27 protein-coding genes and 1 riboswitch are annotated in these 22277 nt (G+C 61.4%); of the genes, 10 read left to right on the top strand and 17 right to left on the bottom strand.

Going from position 1 to position 22277, the window contains the following annotated elements; genetic code table 11:
* Positions 1-46: 46 nt before the first annotated feature.
* A complete protein-coding gene (locus LNV09_RS07320) occupies positions 47-394 on the bottom strand; it encodes an ArsC family reductase (RefSeq protein ID WP_263556438.1) in 348 nt (115 codons plus the stop codon).
* A 43-nt stretch (positions 395-437) separates the two neighbouring features.
* Between LNV09_RS07320 and aat the strand changes: the two genes are divergently transcribed.
* The gene (gene aat / locus LNV09_RS07325) at positions 438-1187 is read left to right on the top strand and encodes a leucyl/phenylalanyl-tRNA--protein transferase (protein WP_263556439.1); all 750 of its coding nucleotides are present in this window, start codon (positions 438-440) and stop codon (positions 1185-1187) included.
* Positions 1184-1921: an arginyltransferase gene (locus LNV09_RS07330; protein ID WP_263556440.1), complete on the top strand. Its 738-nt coding sequence runs from the start codon at positions 1184-1186 to the stop codon at positions 1919-1921. Before aat ends, LNV09_RS07330 begins: the two co-directional genes overlap by 4 nt.
* Here the strand turns inward: LNV09_RS07330 and LNV09_RS07335 are convergent.
* Positions 1879-3057, bottom strand: a complete 1179-nt coding sequence (locus LNV09_RS07335) for an NAD(P)/FAD-dependent oxidoreductase (RefSeq protein WP_263556441.1) — start codon at positions 3055-3057, stop codon at positions 1879-1881. The genes LNV09_RS07330 and LNV09_RS07335 overlap by 43 nt on opposite strands.
* Before the next feature lie 296 nt (positions 3058-3353).
* On the opposite strand from LNV09_RS07335, the gene LNV09_RS07340 reads away from it, so the two are divergent.
* Both LNV09_RS07340 and LNV09_RS07345 read left to right on the top strand, forming a co-directional pair.
* Complete coding sequence (locus LNV09_RS07340) at positions 3354-4310, top strand: response regulator (RefSeq protein WP_263556442.1); 957 nt, start codon at positions 3354-3356, stop codon at positions 4308-4310.
* A 148-nt stretch (positions 4311-4458) separates the two neighbouring features.
* Positions 4459-4989: a hypothetical protein gene (locus tag LNV09_RS07345; RefSeq protein ID WP_263556443.1), complete on the top strand. Its 531-nt coding sequence runs from the start codon at positions 4459-4461 to the stop codon at positions 4987-4989.
* A 6-nt stretch (positions 4990-4995) separates the two neighbouring features.
* Here LNV09_RS07345 and LNV09_RS07350 read toward each other — a convergent pair whose 3' ends face one another.
* Entirely contained in the window at positions 4996-5646 is a 651-nt protein-coding gene (locus LNV09_RS07350; protein ID WP_263556444.1) for a glutathione S-transferase family protein, read from the bottom strand.
* A gap of 27 nt (positions 5647-5673) precedes the next feature.
* The gene (locus tag LNV09_RS07355; protein ID WP_263556445.1) at positions 5674-5880 is read right to left on the bottom strand and encodes an oxidoreductase-like domain-containing protein; all 207 of its coding nucleotides are present in this window, start codon (positions 5878-5880) and stop codon (positions 5674-5676) included.
* Between the two features lie 182 nt (positions 5881-6062).
* Here LNV09_RS07355 and LNV09_RS07360 point away from each other — a divergent pair, with 182 nt between their 5' ends.
* Both LNV09_RS07360 and LNV09_RS07365 read left to right on the top strand, forming a co-directional pair.
* Positions 6063-8591 carry an ABC transporter permease gene (locus LNV09_RS07360; protein WP_263556446.1) on the top strand — a complete coding sequence of 843 codons (2529 nt, stop codon included), beginning with the start codon at positions 6063-6065 and terminating at the stop codon, positions 8589-8591.
* Between the two features lie 30 nt (positions 8592-8621).
* Positions 8622-9344, top strand: a complete 723-nt coding sequence (locus LNV09_RS07365) for an ABC transporter ATP-binding protein (protein ID WP_263556447.1) — start codon at positions 8622-8624, stop codon at positions 9342-9344.
* Positions 9345-9363: 19 nt separating this feature from the next.
* Here the strand turns inward: LNV09_RS07365 and LNV09_RS07370 are convergent, their stop codons facing one another.
* The 9 genes from LNV09_RS07370 to LNV09_RS07410 form a co-directional block, all read right to left on the bottom strand.
* Entirely contained in the window at positions 9364-10167 is an 804-nt protein-coding gene (locus LNV09_RS07370) for a LytR/AlgR family response regulator transcription factor (RefSeq protein ID WP_263556448.1), read from the bottom strand.
* A 25-nt stretch (positions 10168-10192) separates the two neighbouring features.
* Positions 10193-10936, bottom strand: coding sequence for a hypothetical protein (locus LNV09_RS07375; protein ID WP_263556449.1), 744 nt, complete (start codon positions 10934-10936; stop codon positions 10193-10195).
* Positions 10933-12069 carry a sensor histidine kinase gene (locus tag LNV09_RS07380; protein WP_263556450.1) on the bottom strand — a complete coding sequence of 379 codons (1137 nt, stop codon included), beginning with the start codon at positions 12067-12069 and terminating at the stop codon, positions 10933-10935. Before LNV09_RS07380 ends, LNV09_RS07375 begins: the two co-directional genes overlap by 4 nt.
* Before the next feature lie 224 nt (positions 12070-12293).
* Entirely contained in the window at positions 12294-12854 is a 561-nt protein-coding gene (locus LNV09_RS07385) for a YbhB/YbcL family Raf kinase inhibitor-like protein (protein ID WP_263556451.1), read from the bottom strand.
* Positions 12855-12974: 120 nt separating this feature from the next.
* Positions 12975-13781: a helix-turn-helix transcriptional regulator gene (locus LNV09_RS07390; protein WP_263556452.1), complete on the bottom strand. Its 807-nt coding sequence runs from the start codon at positions 13779-13781 to the stop codon at positions 12975-12977.
* Between the two features lie 62 nt (positions 13782-13843).
* Positions 13844-14254 (bottom strand): response regulator, encoded by a 411-nt coding sequence (locus tag LNV09_RS07395; protein WP_263556453.1) that lies wholly within the window; start codon positions 14252-14254, stop codon positions 13844-13846.
* Positions 14251-14748, bottom strand: coding sequence for a GAF domain-containing protein (locus LNV09_RS07400; RefSeq protein ID WP_263556454.1), 498 nt, complete (start codon positions 14746-14748; stop codon positions 14251-14253). Before LNV09_RS07400 ends, LNV09_RS07395 begins: the two co-directional genes overlap by 4 nt.
* A 156-nt stretch (positions 14749-14904) precedes the next feature.
* Positions 14905-15852 (bottom strand): DHH family phosphoesterase, encoded by a 948-nt coding sequence (locus LNV09_RS07405; protein WP_263556455.1) that lies wholly within the window; start codon positions 15850-15852, stop codon positions 14905-14907.
* A gap of 317 nt (positions 15853-16169) precedes the next feature.
* Positions 16170-17141 carry a helix-turn-helix transcriptional regulator gene (locus LNV09_RS07410; protein WP_263556456.1) on the bottom strand — a complete coding sequence of 324 codons (972 nt, stop codon included), beginning with the start codon at positions 17139-17141 and terminating at the stop codon, positions 16170-16172.
* A 243-nt stretch (positions 17142-17384) separates the two neighbouring features.
* Here LNV09_RS07410 and LNV09_RS07415 point away from each other — a divergent pair, with 243 nt between their 5' ends.
* On the top strand, positions 17385-17942 hold the full coding sequence (locus tag LNV09_RS07415) for a hypothetical protein (RefSeq protein ID WP_263556457.1): 558 nt from the start codon (positions 17385-17387) through the stop codon (positions 17940-17942).
* 129 nt (positions 17943-18071) lie between these two features.
* Here LNV09_RS07415 and LNV09_RS07420 read toward each other — a convergent pair whose 3' ends face one another.
* The 3 genes from LNV09_RS07420 to LNV09_RS07430 form a co-directional block, all read right to left on the bottom strand.
* Positions 18072-18554 carry a GreA/GreB family elongation factor gene (locus LNV09_RS07420; RefSeq protein WP_263556458.1) on the bottom strand — a complete coding sequence of 161 codons (483 nt, stop codon included), beginning with the start codon at positions 18552-18554 and terminating at the stop codon, positions 18072-18074.
* A gap of 110 nt (positions 18555-18664) precedes the next feature.
* Positions 18665-19090: a DUF3293 domain-containing protein gene (locus LNV09_RS07425; RefSeq protein WP_263556459.1), complete on the bottom strand. Its 426-nt coding sequence runs from the start codon at positions 19088-19090 to the stop codon at positions 18665-18667.
* 39 nt (positions 19091-19129) lie between these two features.
* Positions 19130-19235, bottom strand: a riboswitch (SAM-I-IV-variant riboswitch).
* 715 nt (positions 19236-19950) lie between these two features.
* Complete coding sequence (locus tag LNV09_RS07430) at positions 19951-20157, bottom strand: hypothetical protein (protein WP_263556796.1); 207 nt, start codon at positions 20155-20157, stop codon at positions 19951-19953.
* Between the two features lie 41 nt (positions 20158-20198).
* Between LNV09_RS07430 and LNV09_RS07435 the strand changes: the two genes are divergently transcribed.
* The gene (locus tag LNV09_RS07435; protein WP_318023274.1) at positions 20199-20363 is read left to right on the top strand and encodes a helix-turn-helix transcriptional regulator; all 165 of its coding nucleotides are present in this window, start codon (positions 20199-20201) and stop codon (positions 20361-20363) included.
* 64 nt (positions 20364-20427) lie between these two features.
* On the opposite strand, the gene LNV09_RS07440 is transcribed toward LNV09_RS07435, so the two are convergent.
* Positions 20428-20742, bottom strand: a complete 315-nt coding sequence (locus LNV09_RS07440) for a hypothetical protein (protein WP_263556461.1) — start codon at positions 20740-20742, stop codon at positions 20428-20430.
* Between the two features lie 274 nt (positions 20743-21016).
* On the opposite strand from LNV09_RS07440, the gene LNV09_RS07445 reads away from it, so the two are divergent.
* Positions 21017-21415, top strand: a complete 399-nt coding sequence (locus tag LNV09_RS07445; protein WP_263556462.1) for a hypothetical protein — start codon at positions 21017-21019, stop codon at positions 21413-21415.
* Positions 21402-22172, top strand: a complete 771-nt coding sequence (locus LNV09_RS07450) for an autoinducer binding domain-containing protein (protein ID WP_263556463.1) — start codon at positions 21402-21404, stop codon at positions 22170-22172. The genes LNV09_RS07445 and LNV09_RS07450 overlap by 14 nt, the downstream gene beginning before the upstream one ends.
* Positions 22173-22277: the final 105 nt, after the last annotated feature.

Below are 22277 nucleotides of genomic sequence, written 5' to 3' on the forward strand. Positions count from 1 at the left end.
CTCAGCTTATCAGTTCGGCAGACGGGCCTCGGCTTTGTTGGCTTTGTCAGCGATGCGAGGCAAACAGCTCGGCCGAAAACCCTATGCTCAAGCGACCGTCCGCCCATTGCATCACCGGGCGTTTGATGGCACTGGGCTGCGACAGCAGCAGCGCTTGCGCCGAGGCGCTGTCGACCACCGCTGCGCGGCTGGCCTCATCAAGCTTGCGCCAGGTCGTTCCGGACCTATTCAAGACCCGTTCCCAGCCCAGTTGCTCGCACCACTGGGCCAAGGCCTCGGGCGGCACGCCGGCCTTCTTGAAGTCATGGAATTGATAGGCCAAGCCTTGCTCGGCCAACCAGGCGCTTGCGCGCTTGACGGTGTCGCAGTTTTTGATTCCGTACAGAGTGATCATGAGGTGAGGACTAAATGGACGTTGATCTTGGGCGCACGCTACCATGACGGCCATGATTGATTGGCTTGATGAAAACTCTTTGGATTTCCCGCCCAGCGAACAAGCCTTGAGCGCTGAATCGGACGCACCCGGCCTGCTCGCCGCCGGCGGCGACCTGAGCCCGCAGCGCCTGCAAGCGGCTTATTCGCGCGGCATCTTCCCCTGGTACGGTGCTGGGCAGCCGCCGCTGTGGTGGGCACCCGATCCACGCATGGTGCTGCAAACCCAGCACTTCAAACTCGCGCGCTCTTTGCGCAAGACCCTGGCCCATTTCAGGCGCTCGGCCAATTGTGAAATCCGCGTTGACAGCGCGCTGCCCGAGGTTTTGAGCGCCTGCGCGGGCGCACCGCGCGAGGGCCAGGCCGGCACCTGGATCTTGCCGGAAATGCAGGCCGCCTATGTGGCATGGGCAGCGCAGTCGCGTGCGGTCCACAGCATCGAGACATGGATGGACGGCGAACTGGTCGGCGGACTCTATGGCGTCAACATCGGCCGCATGTTTTTCGGCGAATCGATGTTCATGCGCCGCACCGATGCATCCAAGATCGCACTGGCCGCCTTGGTCTGCCTGTGCCGCAAGCATGGCATCCCTTGGATTGACTGCCAGCAAAACACCGGTCATCTGGCCTCACTGGGTGCAGCCGAAGTGCCGCGCAGCGCCTTCGAGGCGCATGTCAGAGCGGCGGTGACCGAGCCGGGACCGGCCGACTGGTCTTATCATCCGGCCCTTTGGGCCTTGCTGGATCAGCCGTGACTTACCCCAAAGAGCTCCCGCTGGCGCAATTGCAGTTCTATGCCACTGCCGCCTATCCGTGCAGCTACTTGCCCGACCGGCAAGCGCGCTCGCAAGTGGCCACGCCCAGTCATTTGATTCATGCCGACGCCTACTCGGGGCTGGTGGCGGCGGGTTTTCGGCGCAGCGGCTTGTTCACCTACCGCCCCTATTGCGACGGCTGCAAAGCTTGCGTGCCGATGCGTGTGCCGGCCGCAAGTTTCACGCCCACCCGCAGCCAGCGTCGCGCTTGGCATCAGCACCGCAATCTGCAAGCCAAGGTGATGCGCCTGGGCTATAGCCAAGAGCACTACGAGCTCTATCTGCGCTACCAGACCGGCCGACACTCGGGCGGCGGCATGGACCACGACAGCGTTGATCAATACACGCAGTTTTTGCTGCAAAGCCGCATCAATTCGCGCATGGTGGAGTTCCGCGAGCCGCAGGCCGATGGTTCACTGCGGCTGAAAATGGTCTCGATTCTGGACATCCTCAGCGACGGCCTGTCGGCCGTCTATACCTTTTACGAGCCCGAAGAAAAAACCAGTTACGGTACCTACAACGTGCTGTGGCAGCTACAACAAACGCGCGACCTGCAACTGACCCACCTCTACCTGGGCTATTGGATCGCCGAGAGCCCCAAGATGGCTTACAAGACGGATTTCAAGCCCTATCAGCTGCTGCGCGATGGCGTCTGGCTCACCGACGAGGCCTGAGCGAGCTCCAAGCTGACCAACACCTGTTGCGCGATGCTCAAGCAACTGGTCAAGCCCGGCGACTCTATCCCCAAAAGATTCACCAAGCCGGGCTGACCATGCTGGCTCGGCCCGTCAATGCGAAAGTCCGGCGCCGGCGTTTGCGGCCCGTGGATCTTGGGCCGCACGCCGCTATAAGCCGGCTGCAGGGCGCCGTCCGGCAAGGCCGGCCAGTAGCGCCGCACATCGGCATAGAAAGCCTCGGCCCGACCCGCCTCAACACGGTAGTCGAGTTGCTGCGGGTCGCTGATGCCGTGCAGCCATTCGGCATCCGGGCCAAAACGGGCTTGCCCGCCCAGGTCCAGGCTCAGATGCACACCCAGCCAGGCATCTTGCGGCAATGGGTAGATCAGCCGGCTAAAAGGCGCCGGACCGGCCAAGGCGAAATAGCTGCCTTTGCTGAAATGAGCGCGCGCCTGCTGCTCAAGCGGCAGCCCTTCGGTGCACTGCGTCAGCCCTGGCGCCCACAGGCCCGCCGCGTTGACGACGACGCCGGCATGCAAGGCCATTTCAGCACCGCCCGCTTGCACCAGCAGCCGCCAGACTTGCTCATCGCGCCGCAGCCGGGTGACGGTGGAACACAGGGCCAGGGCGCCACCGGCCGCCTCGAAGTCGCCCAGCAAGGCGAGCATCAAACCGTGGCTGTCGATGATGCCGGTCGACGGCGAGGCCAGCGCGGCCACGCAGGTCAGGGCCGGCTCCAAGGCCTGCGCCTGTGTTCCGTCGAGCCAGCGCAAATCGTGGACACCATTGCGCCGCGCCCTGTCCGCTAAGGCCTGCAGACCGCTCACTTGAGCGGCATCGGTCGCCACCACCAGCTTGCCGCAACGCCGAAAAGCCACTTGATGCGACTCGCAATAGTCGTACAGCATGTCACGCCCCTGCACGCAAACCCGCGCCTTCAGCGAGCCCGGCGGGTAATACAGCCCGGCGTGGATGACCTCGCTGCTGCGCGAACTGACACCACTGCCGATGCGTTCGGCACGCTCCAGCAACAGCGTTTCCAAGCCACTCATTGCCAAGGCACGCGCGACGGCCAAGCCCACCACGCCGGCGCCAATCACGACCGCATCGACCATTTCAACTGCTTTTTCCATCACTCGATTGTGCGGCGAGTGAGCAAACCCCGCGTAAACACTTAGGTCAAAATCGGCCTTGCTGCGCACTATTTCGCAGGCTTGTGGGGGGTCATTTCCTAACGGCCAATTTGGCAGGTATTTAGGTCGATATTCCGGCGAATGCTTCATCTTGGAACACTGAAACTGCGCTCCCAACAAGCCCTGCTGTCAAGGGCAATCAACCAGCACGCCAAAAGCGGCATGGTCACGGGGAGCTCAGCAAGACCATTCAGGATTCGGCCCGACGTCATCACAGGGCCGCGAGGGAAGCACCGATGTCCGCCTTTGCTAACGCAAATAGTAAGCGCATCTTGATTGTTGATGACAGCCGGGCCATACAGGCCATCATTCGCCGCACGCTTGAATGCGAGGAGCTCGGCGACTTGCTATTTCAAACCGCCAGCGATGGGGCCGACGCCCTCGACAAGGTGGCTTCATTCAAACCGGACCTGGTTCTGTCGGACTGGCATATGCCCGGAGTCTCGGGCATCGAGATGCTGCAAACCCTCAGGCAGACCGGTCACCACCATGTCGCTGTGGGCTTCATCACCACCGACACGGCGAGCGAATGCCGCACCCAGGCGCGCAGCAACGGTGCCTTGTTCTTTCTCAACAAGCCCTTTGACGACCTCACTCTGCGCAGCGCCGTGGCGCTTGGCCTGGGCCGCAGCTCTTTCAATCAGCGAGCCGGCAGGCCCAAGAACGCGGACATCTTGCCCGCTGCCAAGACCCGACCACCCCAGGCCATCGAATCATTGGCACAAACTCAACAAGCGCTGTTCGCCCATCTGGGCATGCGCGGTTTTGAATTGACACGCATGCACGAGCAGGGTCTGTTCATTCAACAATCGCCACAGTTGATCGCGCTCTACGGCAGCGCCGGCCGCAAGGGCGTGTACGCGGTGGGCCTGCTCGACCTCAACGCTTGCGTGCTGATCGGAGGGCTTGCAGCGGGCTGCAGCGCGCAGGAAATGCAGGCCAGCCGCACCCAGCATGCACCCAGCAGCAAACAAGTCGAACAGGCCACGCGCTTTATGCGCTCGATGGCCGCTTTGTTGAAAAAACGCTCGTCTAGCGACGCCCCGACACTCAACGCCGCACGCATCAGCAGCCAGCCACTGGAAAGACTGGCCAGCCTGATCGAGGCCAATGCCGGCCGCTCCGACTTCATGCTGCGCGTCAACAGCATGGGCGTTCAAGGCGAGGCCCGGCTCAGCTTCATGCTGGCCTGAGCGCTCACCGTCGACGCTGGACTTGAAGTGCTGGCTCGCATCGCCGGCACAATAGCGCTCGTTGGCCATTTCAAGTGCCCGCCCCATTCATTTTTTCGAGAGATTTCTTAGCATGCGCCCAGCCACAGTATTGAAGAGCAGTTTATTGATGCTTGCCCTGGCCATTGGAGCCCACGGGAGTGCTCGCGCCGATTTCGAGATGACCGACAAGAAGGGTCGCCGCATCCTGTTGAAGGACAACGGTACCTGGCGTTTTTTAGAGTCCAAAGAAGCTGCTGCATCGGCGCCCCAAGCAACAGAAGAGCTCAAGATCGAGAACATGATCGAGCTGCAGTTGCTGCGACGCTTTGATGCGCCGGCCGGCTGCCGTTTCGATCTCAGCCTGGCCAATAACTTGCCGTATGAGATCAGCAATCTGGTGCCAGACTTCATCGCCTTGCGATCCAACGGCGCGGTCTACGGCAATGCCTTGACCAGTTTTGCGGCCGTCAAGCCGGGCGAATCGCGCAACCGTTCGATTCAATTCGCCGGCATCCCCTGCACCGAAATTGCCAAGGTTCAGGTCAGCGGTGCTGATCGCTGCGAAATGGGTCCGCTGAACAAGTTCACCGAATCCAAGGGCAAATGCCTGAGCGCCATCAGAGTGATGGCAAGTGAGTTGCTGAAGTTCGAAAAATAGACTTGGCTATGCCTTGGGCGGCAGCGCCATCGTCGGCCGCCGCGCCATCGCCAAGTGCCAGCGGTGCAGATCGGGCTGGCTATTCTCATCGGGTTTGATGCGCAGCACGCGCGCGAAATCCACCGCCACCACGGCGCTGATATCGGCCACGCTAAAACGCTCGCTGGCGATGAAGTCGCGCCCTTTCAAACGCTCGTCCAAGCTCGTGAAGAACTGTTGCACTCTGGCACGACCGCGCTCGCCAAGCGCGGGAATCTGCGCATAGTTCACCGGGCCGGGCAGCGCCCGGTTGACCATCGCCGGCGAGCTGTTGCGCAGTGCCTCGGCAATGGCCAGCAACCCCTCGAACTCGATGCGCCAGTTCCAACTGGCGATTTCGGCCTTCTCTTCGGGCGAGATGCCCAGCAGCGGCGGCTGCGGAAAACGCGCCTCCAGATAGGCGGCGATGGCCGCGTTGTCGCTCAGCAGTAGGCCCTCCTCGGTGCGCAGCGCCGGCACCGTGCATTGCGGGTTCAGTTGCCGGTAGGCCTGGCCCATCTGCTCGCCACGGCGCAGGTCGATCTCGACCGTGTCGTGAGCAATGCCTTTTTCGGCCAGCAAGATGCGGGCGCGGCGGGGGCTGGGCGCGCTGGCGCAGTCGTAAAGCGTGAGGGGCATTGGGGCGTCTTTCTTGATCGCGGCGGGCTAAGGCTGAGGGTCCTGGGCGGACTCGGTATGGCGGGCGCGCCAAGCGCGCAGGTCTTGCCGGTATTGGTCCATGGCCAAGTCGTGCAAATCGAAGATGCAAGGCTCGCAGCCATTGCCGCAGCAAGCATCGAGATCGGCTGCTGCTGGCGGCTGCGGCATCGGGTCGCCATCGAGAGCATTGAGTGCATTGAGAGGTGAATCCATGGCGCGGAATTGTCCACCAGCGCCGCCTGAAACGGCTGGCACAGGGCTTTGCGTTTCGGGCCCGGACAAATTTCAAGCCGCCCTGGCCAATTTCGTCCTACGCAAAGCGTGCTTGGTCGCAAGCCGCCTGCCAAGCCGCGCCTGGCCTTCTACATTGGGCCACCCAGTTCCGGTGGATGCCCATGAACACCCCCAAGTTTTCCTTGTCGATGACGCTGCGCGATTGGCGCGCCGGTGAATTGCAGTTCCTGTTGATCGCGCTGACGCTGTCGGTTGCGGCGATCGCTTCGGTGAGCTTTTTTGTCGACCGCATCCGGGCCGGCATGGACCGCGATGCGGGCCAGATGCTGGCCGCCGACTTGCGCATCGCCAGCGATACGCCGCTCAGCCCCGATTGGCAGGCAGCTGCCCTGCAGCGCGGCCTGCAGGCGGCCCAAACCATTGAAACCCTCAGCGTGGCCATGGCCGGCCAAGGAATCGACACCCGCTCGCATTTAGTTGGGGTCAAGGCGGTCAGCGCTGGCTACCCGCTGCGCGGCCAGATCCGTTTGAAGCCAGGGGAGGAACGAACCCTTGCCACGCCCGCAACGCCGTCAGCAGGCAGCGCCTGGGTCGACAAGCTGGTGCTGAGCGAGCTCAAGCTCAAGCTGGGTGAGCCGCTGCAACTCGGCGACAAGACCTTTCGGGTCACGCAGATTATTGCCAGCGAGCCCGACAGCAGCGGCGCCATGCGCAGGTTCGCGCCCCGGGTGATGATCGCGCAGGCCGACCTGGCCGCCACCCAGTTGATCGGGCCCGCCTCGCTGGCGATTTACCGCCTCTTGCTGGCCGGGGCGCCCGCGTCGGTGGAAGCGTTCAAGACCGAGCTGCAAGCCAAGGCCGAGGCGCGCAAATTGAAGAATCTGCAGATCGATTCGCTGGCCTCCAGCCGCGCTCAACTGGGTGCCGTGCTGCAGCGGGGTGAGCAATTTTTAGCCCTGGTGAGCCTGCTCTCGGCGCTGTTGGCAGCGGTGGCGGTGGCGATGGCGGCACGCCGCTTCATGCTGCGCCACCTGAACGCCAGCGCAATGCTGCGCGTGCTGGGCCTGACCCAAAATCAGCTCGGCGCCGTCTTCTTTATCGAGTTCTTGCTGGTCGGCCTGCTCGGCAGCGCAGCCGGTGTGGCCATCGGTTACGCCGGCCATTTGCTGCTGTTGGAATGGCTGGGCAAGCTGCTCGGCAAAGAACTGCCTGCTGCAAGCTGGCTGCCGGCCTTGCAATGCCTGGCCAGCGGATTGGTCTTGCTGCTGGGCTTTGCGCTGCCGCCTTTGCTGCAGCTGCGCCATGTACCGCTGGTCAGCGTCATGCGCCAAGAACCGCTGCCGATGAAGGGGCTGACCCTGGCCAGCTACGGCCTAGGCCTGCTGGCCTTTGTTGGCCTGCTGCTGTGGCAGACCGGCGATGTGCGCCTGGCCAGTTTGAGCGTGATCGGCTTCCTGCTCGGCTTTGCGCTTTTCGCTGCTGCCGCAGTCTTGAGCATGCGGGCGCTCAAGCTGACAGCGGGGGCCTTCCCCACCTTGCCCACCTGGCGCTTCGCCGTCACTGCGCTGCAACGCCGACCGGCCGCCACCGTGACCCAGATCGTCGCCTTGTCCATCGGTTTGATGGCCTTGCTGCTCTTGACCCTGGTGCGCCAGGACTTGATCAAGTCATGGCAAGACAGTACGCCGGCCGACGCCCCCAACCATGTGATCTTCAACATCATGCCGCAGCAAGCCGCCGCGATCAGCGCCAGGCTGGCCAGCATCGGCTCGCCCGAGATGCAAAGCCAGATGCGCGGCCACTTGGCGCAAATCAACGGCAAAAACATCGCCGACATCAAGTTCAGCGACGCCAAGGCGCAGGCGCTGGCCGAGCGGGAGTTCGATCTGTCCGACACCAACCGGCTGCCGCCGAAAAGCAAAATCACGGCCGGTCGTTGGCATCAGCAGCATGGGGCGGCTGAGCCGAGTGACCCCAAAAGGGCCGAGGTATCGGTCGACGAGCAAATCGCCAAGCGGCTGGGGCTGAAACTGGGTGACCGCCTGAGTTTCGCGTTAGCCGGCCAGACTTACAGCGCCAGCATCACCAGCCTGCGCCAGGACGAAGAGCAGTTCCAGCGCCTGAGCTTCGGCTTTTTGTTCAAGCCCGACAGCAGCGTCGATCTGCCGCGCACCTATCTGACGAACTTCTTCTTGCCGGACGGCGAGCAGCGGCTGATCACCGAGCTGTTGCACGAGTTCCCCAACCTCAGCGTGCTCGACTTTGGCACCCTGCTCCAGCAAGCGCGCGAGATGCTGGATCAGGTCGCGGCGGCGGTGGAGTTCTTGTTTGCCTTCACGCTGGCCGCCGGCGTGGCGGTGCTGTACGCGGCGCTGGCCGGCTCGCAAGACCTGCGCATGCAAGAAGCGGCCCTGTTGCGAACCCTGGGCGCGACGCGCCAGCAGCTGCGCAGCGCGCAGTGGCTCGAATACCTGCTGATGGGCGGCCTGGCCGGCCTGCTGGCCGCGAGCGGCGCTGCGGCCATCAGCTGGGCGCTGGCCAAATTCATCTTCCACCTCGCATGGGGCCTCTCGCCTCAGCTCTGGCTGGCGGGCCTGATCCTGGGCGCCGTTTGCGCAGTGCTGGGCGGCTGGTTGGGCCTGCGCAAGATCCTCACACAAGCACCGCTGCTGAGCTTGCGCGGCGTCTAGACCGTAACTTGTTATCTACAGGCCATCAACATGAACAACTCGAACACAGATGCCCCGCCGGCAACAGCGCAGACCGCAGCCATCAGCGTCAAAAATCTTGGCAAACAAGTCCCCGATGCCGGTGGCGCGCTGACGATTCTGCAAGACATTTCGTTCTCGGTCCAAAAGGGCGAAACATTGGCCTTGCTCGGGGCGTCGGGCTCCGGCAAGTCCACGCTGCTGGGCCTGCTGGCCGGCCTGGACAGCCCCAGCCAGGGCAGCGTCTGGCTGGAGGGGCAGGACATCTTTGCTCTGGATGAAGACGGCCGGGCGATTCTGCGCAAGCACAAGCTCGGTTTCGTGTTTCAGTCTTTCCAGCTCTTGCCACATCTCAACGCGCTGGAAAACGTGGCGCTACCGCTGGAGTTGCGCGGTGAAAAGTCAGCCGGCGAGAAAGCGCGCGCGATGCTGGACCGGGTGGGTCTGGCAGCCCGGCTGCGCCACTACCCCAAATACCTGTCGGGCGGTGAGCAGCAGCGGGTCGCCCTGGCGCGCGCTTTTGTCACCGCACCGGCGCTGTTGATGGCCGATGAGCCGACCGGCAGTCTGGACTCGGCCACCGGAACAGCCGTGATGCAATTGATGTTCGACCTGACCCGCGAGCATCGCTCCACGCTGGTGATGGTCACGCATGACCAGGGGCTGGCGGCGCGCTGCGGGCGCCAGATCAGCTTGTCTGCGGGCAAGATGTTGGAGCCGCAGGTCTGTGCTTAAAGCTGAGTTTGAGCCGCGCTCACATCTGCTTGAACAGATGCGTATAGCTCTCGGCCACCAGCAGCGACTCGGGTCTGTCTTTCAGTTTCAACTGCAAGCGCCCGCGGAAGTCTCGGCTGGCGCCGGCGATGGCTGCGACATTGACCAGCGTCGAGCGATGGATTTGCCAGAACTGATGGGCATCGAGCTCCTCCGCCAGCTCTTTGAGCGGCTTGCGAATCAAGGCCTCGGCGTCGCGCGTCACCACACGGGTGTATTTGGTGTCGGCCTGGAAGTACAAGATCTCGTCAACGGTCAGCAGCCTGAGTGTCTGCCCGACCGAGGCATTGATCCAGCGCAGCGGCGCACGCGCTTGCGCTCCAGGCTGCGGACTCGATGGCGAACTCCGCTCTGCCTCAAGCGGATCTCGCGACAATTGCTTCAACACGCTCCCGAGGTCAGCGGGTGCCCCCAGCAGGCGCTCTTTGAGGCGGCGGATGGTGGTGAACAGGCGCGGCACCGACAAGGGCTTGAGCAAATAGTCCACTGCGCCGGCGTCAAAGGCCTCGATCGCGTACTGGTCGTAAGCCGTCACGAAAACAATATGCGAGCGCCCCTGCCCAGCTAGCTGAGCGGCTACTTCCAGCCCGGTGGCACCCGGCATCTGAATATCCAAAAACACGACATCAGGCTGGTGCTCGGCCACCAGGCGCAGCGCCGCGATACCGTCGGCGGCTTCGCCCAGAATGCACAGCTCGGGCCAGACTTGGCCCAAAGCCTCGATCAATTCTTGCCTGAGCGTGGCCTCGTCTTCGGCCACCACGGCGGTGTAGGTTCTGCTCATCAATCATCTCCATCAGAGCTGGGGTTCAAGCTTGCCGGCCAGCGCTCATGGCACTGCGCAAGCGCGCAATCAACTGATCCAATTGCGCCGGCGCTTGGGGCTGCCCTTGGGCGTAGGCTTGTTCAATCGACAGCAGCGAATCAAACAACTGCTGCGGGTCAACTTGGGCAATCTTGGCGCGAAGCCGCGCGGCCATCGCGGCCTCGGCGTAACGACTCTGCTCACCGAGCAAGCGCTGCAGCGCCAAGTCCTTGTTTCGGCGGCGCGCGCGCATCTCGGCCAGCGCCACCAACAAGCCCCCCACAAGCCCCACATACAAAGCCTCGCCCAGCACATTGATCCAGGATTTGTGCAGCAGGTTTTGAGCCCGGCAGGCACTGCAGGCCGACAGTAAGGCAGCGGGGTCCAGCAGCCAGGGCAGGACCAGCGGGGCAAGCAAAGGGATAAGAAGATTGGACGAGATCGCCGCAGCGCCGGCCCCGACCCCGACCGCCAAGATCAGGCGCCGAGTGCGCGCGCCAAGGTCAGCGGATTCGCTGCGATCGGCCGGCAACCAACACAGCAAAAAGACCAGCGCTTGAAACAAGAGCCTAGCCGTGGCGATGGCCAACGGAACCCAAGGCTGGGCGACCGGGGCAAAGTCCACCATGGGCCCCAAACTCTCGGTCCCCAGATAGAGCGCCATCAACAAAGCGCAAATCAACTCGCGGCCGCGCAGGGATCGCCAACTGCGCAGCAGATGAGCCATGGCCAAAGACAGGTTGCTCACCGTCCATCCCCCTGCGGCAAAGGCAGGCGAATCCGGGCCAGCACGCCTCGGGGCTGCAGCGCCTCCAACTCCAAGCTGGCGCGGGGCCCAAAGCAGGCCAGCAATCTGGCCCGGGTGTTGGCCAGGCCGACGCCGCTACCGCCTATGTTGCCGGTGCCGCTGCCGGCGCTCGCACCAAAGCCGACGCCGTTGTCGCGCACTTCCAAGACCACCTCGCTGCGATCAGCGCTGGCCAGGGTTTGAGCGCTGATTTGTAGATGCCCACCCTCGGGCAGCGCCGCTAGCCCATGCTTGATGGCGTTCTCCACCAAGGTGGCCAGAATCAAGGGCGGCAGGCGCAGGCCCAGCAAGCAGGGCTCGGCGGTGATCTCAAAGCTCAGCCGCTCGCCCATGCGCATTTGCAGGATGTGCAGGTAATTGCGCAGCAGCTCCAACTCCTGCCCCAAGCTCGACATTTGCTCGCGCATGCCGGGCAGCGCCGCGCGCAAATAGGCGATCAAGCTGCCCAGCATGTCGCGCCCCCGATCGGGGGTCGTCGCGTACAAGCGGCGGGTGGTCGCCAAGGTGTTGAAAAGAAAATGTGGCTCGATCTGCGCGTTCAAGGCCACCATCTGCGCTTCCATATGCTGCGTGCGCAGGGCTTCACTCTGGCGCCGGGCCAAAACCAAGCTCTCTTGGATCTGCCGGTCTTTCATACGCGCAATCAGCACCGCATAGGCCATACAGCCGAGCAAGCTATAGAGCGCCAAGCGCGTCCAGAAGAAGCCCCAGGGCATCGCCGCCTCGGGGACCTTGTGCTGGGTCCATGCAAAACGCAGCAACATGGCCAGGGCAAGACCCGACACCACCAGCCCCACACGCAGCAGCCATTCGCCTCGCGGCCCGATGGCATGCCACTTGCGCCAAGCAGCCAAGGCGGCCTCGGCACAGGCGGCGCTCAGCAAAATGAATAAGCCCGGCAACAGCGCCAGGCCCGCATAGGAAGCGACCATGAGCAGCCATTGCCGGGCGCCTGCGCCCTCGCCTTCTTCTGTGAACCAAGTCAGCGCCCGCGCCAAAGCCAAGAGCACGCTCAAGGCCAACATGGCAGCGATCACGCGCAAATTGAAGACCGACAGAAAGGCTTTTTTCATCGAGGCAGGGCTAGGCGGAGCGTCATTATGCGAGCGAGCGATTGACGGATGGATTGAGGCGACTTAGGCCCCGCATCCACGCTTGCTCGCCCGTCTGCGCTCATTGTTGAGCGGCCAGGCACGGCCGGAAAGCCCTGTGCGACCGGTCCGGTTCGAGGCCGACGAAATGGGAATTTCGTCGGCTGACTTCGACTGGTCCTGGCTTTACTGGGCTTTACTGGGCTTTACTGGGCCTTGGGGCGCCCGTACTTGGCCGTGAAGCTGGCCTTGCCCAGTGCGTTGGCGTTGATCATGTAGCCGGCCAGTGCGGCAGTGGCGTCAGCCGGGATCTCCAGCTTCTCGGTCTTGAGCGCGTGCACGGTGAAGATGTAGCGATGCGGCTTGTCACCCTGTGGCGGGCAGGTGCCGCCCCACGCGGCGACGCCATAGTCAATCCGCACATGGCTGGCGCCCTTGGGCAGATTGGCCCCGCCGACCAGGCCAGCGTCGGCCGCCAGCGAGGTGGTTTCGGCCGGCAGATTGATGACGGACCAATGCCACCAGCCCGAGCCGGTGGGGGCGTCGGGGTCATACACCGTCACGGCAAAAGACTTGGTGCCGGCGGGTGCGCCACTCCATTGCAGCGCGGGCGACTTGTTCTCGCCCGAGCACCCAAAGCCGTTGAACTCGAACTTCTGGTCCATCACGCTGCCGGCCTTGATCTCGGGGCTGCTGAGTTGGAAGCCGGCGGCGTGAATGAGGGAGGAGGCGCCGATCAGCGCGCTGGCCAGGAGGATGCTTTTCATCATCAAACTTTCAAAAAAAATGTCAGAAACGCTATGGTGCGCCGACTGGCGGCCTAGCCCTAGCCCGCAGGCCTCAATTGCTGTGCGCGATAGCGCAAGCTTGCAATTTTGGACAATTGTTCAAGGCCGCAGATGGGACGGCGTGAATCCGAAGCGCTCACGAAACGCAGCCGAGAACCGGCTGTGAGAGTCGTAGCCACAACGCGCCGCGACCTCGGAAACCTGCAGCGCCGAATCTTGCAGCAAGGCCATCGCGGTTTCGAGCCGCACCTCCCGCAGGCACTGACTGAAGGTCACCTCCTCATCGGCCAGGCGACGTTGCAAGGTACTGGTACTCAAATGGAAGGCTGCTGCCACCTCGTTCAAAGACCAATTCGCCTGCGGCCGCTGACCGACCAAACGACGCACCCGGTCGCCCCAAGCCAACTCGCGGGCGGCCGAGAACACCAGGCCGCGCTCCGCCAGCAAGAGCAGCACGCCGAGCGCCCGGTGCTCACAGACGGCGGGTGAAGCCTTGCCGTCGGATCTCGAAGACAAGAGCGCCGACATGGCAAGACCAAAGGTCGCGGTGAATTCTTCATCTGCGGCAGAACTGGCACAGCCCTGCACTGGCGGCGTGCCGGCAAACTGGCCGAACTGTTCGTGAAAGCGCTCGACAAGCGCCGGCGCGAACGCGATCAGCCGCGCCTCATAACGCCCGCCCGGCCGGGGCTCGTTGACCATGTCCCACTGCGTCAGGCGCGGGACCACAAACACCCGGCCCGCCGCAAAGCTAACTTCACCGGCCGGCGTCACCAGCCGCTTATGACCTGCCATCACCCAGCCGACCAGATCATCACGCACCGTTGCCGTGCGCACCGCATGGGGCACAGCGGTCGAGATGGTTTGGGCCGTGGCGTCGGCAAAGGGTACGGCGGCTGCTTGCATGCGGGGAAGGTGGGCTTTCAGTTGCGAACAAAAAGGAATAAGAAAAGGGAATAAGAAGTGATCTAGGGGTGATCTGTCAGCGCCTCAATGGTTGTCACAAGATCACGAATCTTGAACGGCTTTATCAGTATTCGGCGCGGACCCAAGGCCTTGAGCCGGTGGGCCAGATCCGCGCTGCAAAATCCGGTGGTGATCGCCACAGGCATGTTCTCGGGACTTCTGAACTGGCCTGTGCGCAGTTTTTGGATCAGCGCCATCGCTTCTTCCTCATCATCCAGCGCAGCAATCAAGCCGACAAAGGCTTGGTGTTCCATAAAGTGGTGAGCGCTGCGGGCGCTGCTGACCAGCCTCAGCGTTTGCAAGCCCAACTGCCGCGCCGTCGACACAATGATGTTGCCGACCATGGCGCTGTGCTCAATGATCAATATTTCAGGGCCATTGACGGCGAGGAGCGGTTTTTCCAGGCCGATCATGGCGGCGCCGAATTGATCAGAAGCTGCTCGACCACCAAGTCTCTCAGCGTGCCCAATATGGCCAGGGCAACCCGGTCCATCTCCCTGGGCTTGAAATCGAACAGGCAGAGCGTGCCCACGTTTTGGCCGCTGGGGAGTTTCAGGCATGCGCCGGCATAGAAACGGACATGCGGCTCGTGCGCGACGTGAGGGTTGTCCACAAAGCGTGGGTCCAGCAAGGCATCTGGAACGATCAGGGGTTCATCACTCAGAATGGCATGGCCACAAAACGAAATATCGCGCGGTGCTTCGCAGGCCTCCATGCCGCAATGGGATTTGAACCAAGTGCGGTCTGAATCAACCAGCGAAACCACGGCAATCGGCACATCGAACTCGTCGGCGGCAAAGGCGGCGATGCGATCAAAACGCTCCTCCGGCGGCGTATCCAGAATCAGCAATTGGCGCAAGGCGCTCAGCCTGTCGTCTTCGTTCGCAGGAGTCGGGGCAGTGATCATGGCGCCTCTGATGGTGCTTGCTACTTCACATGGGTATGAAGCATTGGCTTGCCGGACTGTAGATGATGGCCGAGCGAGAACAGGCGCTTAAGGTCAAAAAGCTGATCGATGCCGCTTTGCGCGGACGTCTTAGACCTAGAATGGCTCCGACTTCTCTTAGTCAGCTTGACTGATGTCCGCGCCACTTCGGGCATTGAATGTGCCGCCGAGCAAGTCCGGCAAACGTTCCACCCCCATCCTGAAACCACAGGCCTGCGCGTGCCCACCGCCGCCCATGCTTTCGGCCAAGGAGATGCAATCAAAGTTGCGCTGCGAGCGCAGCCCGCATTTCACTGCGCCGCCCTGCCCCGCGCTCCACATCAGGGCAAAAGTGCCTGACTTGGCCGACAGCAAATCACCGACGAGGCTGTGAAACATGCCCGGTGCATTGACCATCAAGCCCTCGACGCCATTGAAGCTCAGCGGCTGAGCGCCTTCGGCCAAGTCGGCACACAGCTTGCGATATTTTTCGTCCATCGCCGCGCCGCGAGACATGAAGCTAGCCACCTCATCCGGATCAAAGTTCGCGATTTCTTGCCAGCGCACAAACTCCTTGGCTTCCATATCCAGCGCCGACAAAAAGGCGCCGCTTTCCGGATATTGCCAGGCCCAGATGTCCCGGTCTTCGATGTAGCGCACCAGGTCGGGCAAAGGCTGTTCGGGATGAAAAAACTCCCACGCAAGCCGAGCGCCAGACTTGCTCATGTCGAAGTGCACTACGCCGCAGCGGCAGTTAAAGCCTGTGAGCTTTTCGGCCGCACTCTTGTGGTGATCCAGCAGCACAAGCTTGGCGGCGCCACCGTCCTCAATGGCGCTCAGAATTTCGGCAGGAAAAGAAAAGTCAAGCACATAGATCGCGCGGCCTGCAACAACCGGCAAGTCCGCCAAGGTCTGAATCTGGCCATGATCGAGACCCATGAACTCGGCCCTCCCCTCGTAGTAGATCCAGGCGGCAAGCGCCGCAGCGAAACCGTCGGAGCAGCCTTTGCCGTGATACAGAATTAGCGGCTGAGGGTCACTCAAAGACGGGGCAAACAGGAGCTGCAAGGGAAGGATGTTTTTCATGATCAAGTCGTTTGGTTGCTTTCGCCTTGCTTCAGGCTGCCGTACAAGGTCGGGCGCAGCAGGATGATAGGCCTTAGTGGGAGTGCGCTGTGCATGTCAGCTTCTGCTTGGTTTCATCGACAACTTTGCGCACAAAGGCTCATAGCATGAGCCAGAGGAACTATGCTTTGCCCACCTTTGGCGCACCGACGCTGTTCCGCCAGCAGTTCGGCCAACAATGCGGCCATGCCGAGCTCGAAGTTACCTTGGTGCAGCCTGCTCGCGGGTCGACATCGCGCAGGTGTCGGCATGCCAAACCCCGCTCACCCCAAGCCCATTCAATACAGAGCTGCGGCCTCTGCCAACTGCCTCGCCACCTCGGCCACAAGACTTGCCGGCGCCACCGCCTTGACCTGATTGCCATGTCGCAGAATGTCCATCACGATCTCGGTCTCGTGAACAAAGGGGATCTTGAGCTCATAGCTGCCGTCTTCCAGCCAAACGCCCTGCTGCTCCGGGTGCCACTCCTCGCGGCTGACCCATTGGGCGGCCTTCTCCTGAAACACCAGTGTTGCCCATTGCCGCTTCTCGCCGGCAAAGATGCCGAAGCCGCCGTCCATCTCGGCCTGAATCTGCTTGAGCGGAATCTCCTTGGCCCGGGCTTCCAGCGTCGTCGCCTCTTCGATCGCGTCCAGGGCGAAACGCAAGACCTGATCACGCGAGTGGCACCAAGCATCCAGATACCAGGTGTTTCGGTAATGAACCAGGCGCTGCGGCGACACATCGCGCTCGCTGACCGCGGCCCTGCCACGCGTCAAATAGCGCAGGTGCAGACGGTGCCGCTTCAATAGTGCCTCACCCACCATCTCGAAGAATTGCGTCGGCACCGGGCGCTTGGCCGGGCTGATGATCTTGATGCGTTTGAGCAGTCCCTTGGCGTCGGCCTCGCCGGGGGCCAGCAGCACATGAATGCGCTCCAGCAAGGGCGCCAGATGGCGGCTGATGACTCCGTCGGAGCCCAACTCGCTCAACATCTGGTGCGCCATCAGTAGCGAGTACAGCTCGCGCTCGCTGAACCACAGGCCCGGCAGCTCATGCTTTTCTTGCCCTCGGTAGCCGGCGCCAAAGCCGTAGCCCCCATCAAGGCGGCTGTACTCGATCGGCGCGCCGAGTTGATCGCGCAAATATTCGAGGTCGCGCTTGAGCGTGGCGTCCGACACCTCCAACTCTTCCTTCATCTCCTGAAAACTCACATGACCGCGATTGCGGATCAACATTTCGATCTTGTAGACGCGAGCAGTTTTTGACATGGCGGAATTGAACAAAATCGTTTGACACGCTCAGGACTTGAGCCACCCAGACTGTAGCCTCCAAATGCGACCGACCGATCGCTGCCCAAGCGCCCTATTCCATGGACTAGCTCGGTATTTGAGCTTCTGGATCTTCATCATTGTTTCCAAGAAGGCTGCGATGAGACCCGTCAATCGATCTCTTGCGCCCCTTTTTTCCAGTTTTGGCATACCCCCCCGGAGAACAGAAAAATGATGATGACGATGACAAGCTCAGATCTCGCAGCAGCCTTGGTGCAAAGCCTCAGAGACAAAAACACCGGCGGCCGTCGCCCGAGCGGGGGCAGCCCCTTCGAATTCAAGCCACCGGCGCTGCCTGCCAGTTTGACGCAGCTGTGCCTGGCCGTCGCCGAGCACCTCGAGCATGGTGGCCAAATCTACGGGCTGGCTTCGCATTGCCAGGCGCTGTGCGTGCACCCGAACGTCAGCCGGGCTTTCTGGCGCTTGGGCCAATTGGTCAAGAGCCCTGGCGTCATGTGGCTGCTGCTTGCCGACTGGATAGACAGGCGCAATCCGCTGCCCGAGAACAAGAACAACAACAAGAACAGCGATGAAAAGGTCGCGATCGTCCTGCAGCCCCATCTGCAAGGCCTGGACCCAGCCTTGATTGACGACGCCGGCAGGCTCTTCGATCGATTGCTGGGCGCCTACAGCAATGAGGGCTGGACGCCGACGCGGCTGCCAAGGCATAGGTTCGCCAACAAGCTTGCAAACGAAATAGATGCACTCGTTCGTCAGGCAAGGCGCGAACCACTGCCGTAGCCGCAGCTTTTGGCAAAAAATGCAAGGCCGCAGGCCCCGCCAGGGAATGCCGTTAGGAGTTGTGCAAAGCGTCCAAAAGGGCTCAGGGCGATAAATTTCTCATCGCTTCGGCGTGAAATTGCTTGCGGCTCATTGAACCCGCAGCACCTCAAACTGCTGTCGGATTGCAGCGACCTGTATAGCCACCTCATCACCCTCGCATTTACCCAGCATGGCCCTGCCCAACGGGGCTTCGCCGCTGATGACCTGAACAAGCTGAGCGCCGCTGAGCAACTTCATGCTGCCCCCATCCGGGCCGAGAAAGAGCTGTTGCTGCTTGTCGTCGGCATCGACCAGGCAGACCAGCGCGCCGAGCTGTATACCTTTGCTGGCATCGTAGGGGCGCGGGCGGAATTGGCGCCAATTGACTATGGCCTGGCGGATGGCTTCGGCGCGACGAGCTTGGCCGGTGGCCAGGTAAGCGGCTTCTAGACCTAAGGTGTCGTACTTGTTTTCGGCGATGTTTTCTTCGTGAGTCGCCGTTTCATGGGCAGCCCGCGCGGCCTGTTCGGCTTGCAGCAGGTCTTCGGCGAGCCGTTCCAGCACCTGCTGTTGCAGCAAGAATTTATCCATGATGAAAAGTAGGCATTTCAGACAGCAACTCGACCGAATGGTGCGGCAGCTGCAACACCATCCAGGGCCGGTGCGCGGCGACGTGCGAGCTATTCATAGGTCACCCGGATTCAGCGCAACATGATCAGCTGCGGCACGGCGTTAGCGCCACTCCAGACAATCGCGTTCTGCGCATAACTTTCGCCCAGCGCCTTGGCCTCCGGCAAAGTTAAACCAAAGATCAGGTAGCTCGCCTCGCCGGGCCGCTGGTTGGTCGGATGCTGACCGATGCCTTCGATGCTGGCGAGGCTGAGCTGGGCAAGCTCGGCGGCCAGTCCAGCGTTGCGCTGGGTGTTGACTTCGATCTCTTGGTCTTCGCCGAGGGGATTCCAGGCGGTGATGTAGGCGCTGCAATCGCAGCCGTGAAGCTTGTGTGCGGCGGCCAGGGCCGGGCTGGCCTCCTCCACTTTCAGCGTGAAGGTTTCGTCGCCATGCACCTTGTATTCGGTTTCCCGATAGGCCTGCACGAGGCCGCTACCAATGATTGATTCAAACAAAACAAAGCCCTCCGAAATAACAAATGAGCAGGGCCGACGCAGCTCCCGTATTTTTGCCCCCGCTGAGGCCTCATCCGCTTGCGCGATCCACCTTGCCCGGGAAGGCAGGTTGGCGTGGGCGTCGGCCCATCTCCAGATGCGGATAGGACTGTACCTGAGCAGCCGATTGCTCGACAGCTGATGCAGCTGGCGGGCCAGCAGTTCTTCACCAACACCCCGGCCGACGCGAAAGATAGCGCTTGGCGCGACAGCACGCTGGCCCGGGTGTGGAAGGCGGCCCACAAAGACGCCAAGATCGCCCACCGCAACCCCTACCAGTTGCGCCACACCTTCGCAGCCAGACGCTCAGCCAGGGCGACAACCCTGCCTTTATCTCCAAGCCGCTGGGCCACAAGACCGTCGAAATGGTGCAGCGCACTTATGGGCGCTGGGTATCCGAGGGCGAGAAACTTGGCTTCGATCGGCCGCCCCGCCAGTACGGCGTCCAACTACTCTGGGCTGTGCTTGTTCATTCGCATGTGAGAAATATGTGAATCCTATGTGAGAACCAAGTCGAAACAGGAAGGAGCAGGACAAAAATAGAATGCCGAAAAAGAGAAAACCCCTAAGTAAATCAAATACTTAGGGGTTTTTATATTGGTGGGCCGGGGGGAATTGAACGCACTATGAAATTTTTCCAAATTCATAAAAAGTTGCCCCCAATTTTGCCCCCGTTCACGTTCGCAATAATTCAAGTCCGCGATCGACACCGGCATGCTTGAAGCCCATTCACACATACCGAACATTTCAGACGTTATTTCTTGGAGCGATACCGAGCTCGTCAAAAATTCACAGCCTCAGCGTGAACTGCCAGCGTTTGATCAAATCAATACGGGCAAAGAATTTGAGCCGCTACTCGAAGCGCACTTGACCACATCATAAAGTCCACCATCGGTTTGTGCGGCCCAATGGCCACCTAAAGCAAGATTTGAGCGCAAATCCAGCACCGCCGCTGTTCCATGACCTTCTAAAGTTGAAGCACTTGCAGCAAAAGAGGCCAGCCATGCCAACTTCGCAACCAGAACCAAGCGCCGCTTCAATCGACGCCCTCGCCCCGCAGTTTTTGCGCATGCATTCAGTCATCCGTCTGACGGGTTTGGGTCGATCAACCATTTACCGCTTGATCGCCGACCAGCAATTCCCCTGCCCGGTTCGCCTCGGTCTGCGAGCCGTGGCTTGGCGACGGGCCGACTTGGATCGGTGGAGCGAAGCTCGGCCATCGGCCAAACACTGAATGACGTCGACTTGCGGCACATGTAACTTGAGTTGCAAGTTGCATCGTCATCTCGCCTTCATTTTCAGTGCGCCGTCCACAGCATGGCGGCCTTCAGAATCCAACCCGTCACCATCAGCAGACCAAGAAATTTCGCCACCGCCCAAGTCGTGAACCGATAGCGATGATTGATCCATAACGCCCGGTGTAAACGGTTCAAGCCCAACAAGATTGCCACGGTGCTGAAGAACGGACCGACGAGGCCCAAAGGCACCGGCAAATGCGCCAGCACATAGACCCACGCCACAGGCCAGGCAATCGCATCCAAGGCCGCCAGTACCTCGCGGCCGGGCCAATATTCGCTGTCAGGGCGAGGTTCCCTTGCAATCGCTACCCACATCGCTAACTTTCAAAGAGAACAGATATCACCAAGGACTTGGTACTCCATCGGCGCTCCATTCATTTACAGGCAGTGGCTGACGAAATTGCCAGCCGCGCACCTGTTTGAGAAGTCATTTGACGCGCTGACTGGGTTACACGTTGACACCAAGCTGCGATGGACTGCCTTGTTATTGAGGCATCCAATCAGACATCGCAGTGGCCGCCCGCCACTGAACGATGCTCAGCCGCCGTTTCGAGCGGCCCACAGGCTTTCAAAGCCCAGGGGAGCAGTGATGAGTCGACATAAAGACGCGAACACCGAAGCCGCCGATCCGGACCAAGAGCCATGGCCAGCGCTCGGTCCAAAGACCGCCGAACTGCACGCCAGGCGACTCCGTTTGATGATGGCCCAGGCGGCACGGGCGTCGAATGTGGCCGAGGCCGGCGGCCACTTTGCCTTGACCAGCGAAGACGGCCGCATTAGCTTCTTGCTGCAAGCCTCAGCCGTAGGGCTGTACCTTGAACACCACCAGTGGGTGTCGCTGACCGAGCAATACGTGCAGTGCATGATCTTCGAGTCCAGCAAGTTGTTTACCCTGTGGTGCGACAGCGACTCGATCCGCTTTGAGCACCCGATCTTGTTCGGCCAACTCAAGCGCCTGGGTGGGGACATACATCATGCTGACCGGTGACCACCCCAGTCTGTTGGCACTGACCCAGTCACCTGGCTACGCCCAAAAAGTCTGTGAAGTGGTGGCGCTGATTGAGGATGCAGCGGATTGCGCTGAATGCCTCGGACTGCTCAAACTGGCCGTCACTCGTCTTGGTGCCGACGCGGCAGTCTTCACCAGTTTCATTCGCAACGACGCCATATTTGCGTCCTACCGCGTACTGCTGGCCTGCGACCCTGCGTGGGGGCGGCTCTGTTCAGAAAACAGCTGGTTTTCGGACGACCCTTGGCTACTTCACGCGATGCACTGCTCCAAACCCATTCGGGCCAGCGAATTGACACTGCAGACGCCGCGTCAACAGGAGTGGGCGCAGGCAGCGTCGCAGCATGGCTTCAAATCAGCCGTGATCGTGCCAGCGCCTTCATCGTCCGGCCACTCTCGTGCGGCGGTGCTGACCATTGGTTCCTTCGTGGACGGCTACTTTGAAGGGGGTGGATATGCGCTCTTCAAACTGTTGGCCTGGCCCTTGGCGATGGAATTGAGCCAATGGTGGCAATACCAGATCAAGCGCGAGTTGCTCGCCAAATCCCACCTCACGGCTGACGATTTCGCGCTGCTGCGCCATGAGGAAGCTGGCCACTGCAGCAAAGTCATCGCCGCCGCCCTGAACACCGAAGCCAAAACCATCGACTGCCGGTTCCAGCGACTCAACAACAAGCTCGGTGCCCCCAATCGCCGTTCAGCACTTCGAATTGCCAAGCTGCACAACTTGATTTGATGGACGGGCTTTTCGCGTTACGCCCGGTGATCAGGAAATTTCCCGAACGGGGCAATTTCACGCCGATTTGAGTTGGAATCACGCAAATTTCCCGATCAAGAAATT

It is taken from the genome of Paucibacter sp. B2R-40, assembly GCF_025717555.1.
Lineage (GTDB): Bacteria > Pseudomonadota > Gammaproteobacteria > Burkholderiales > Burkholderiaceae_C > Paucibacter_A.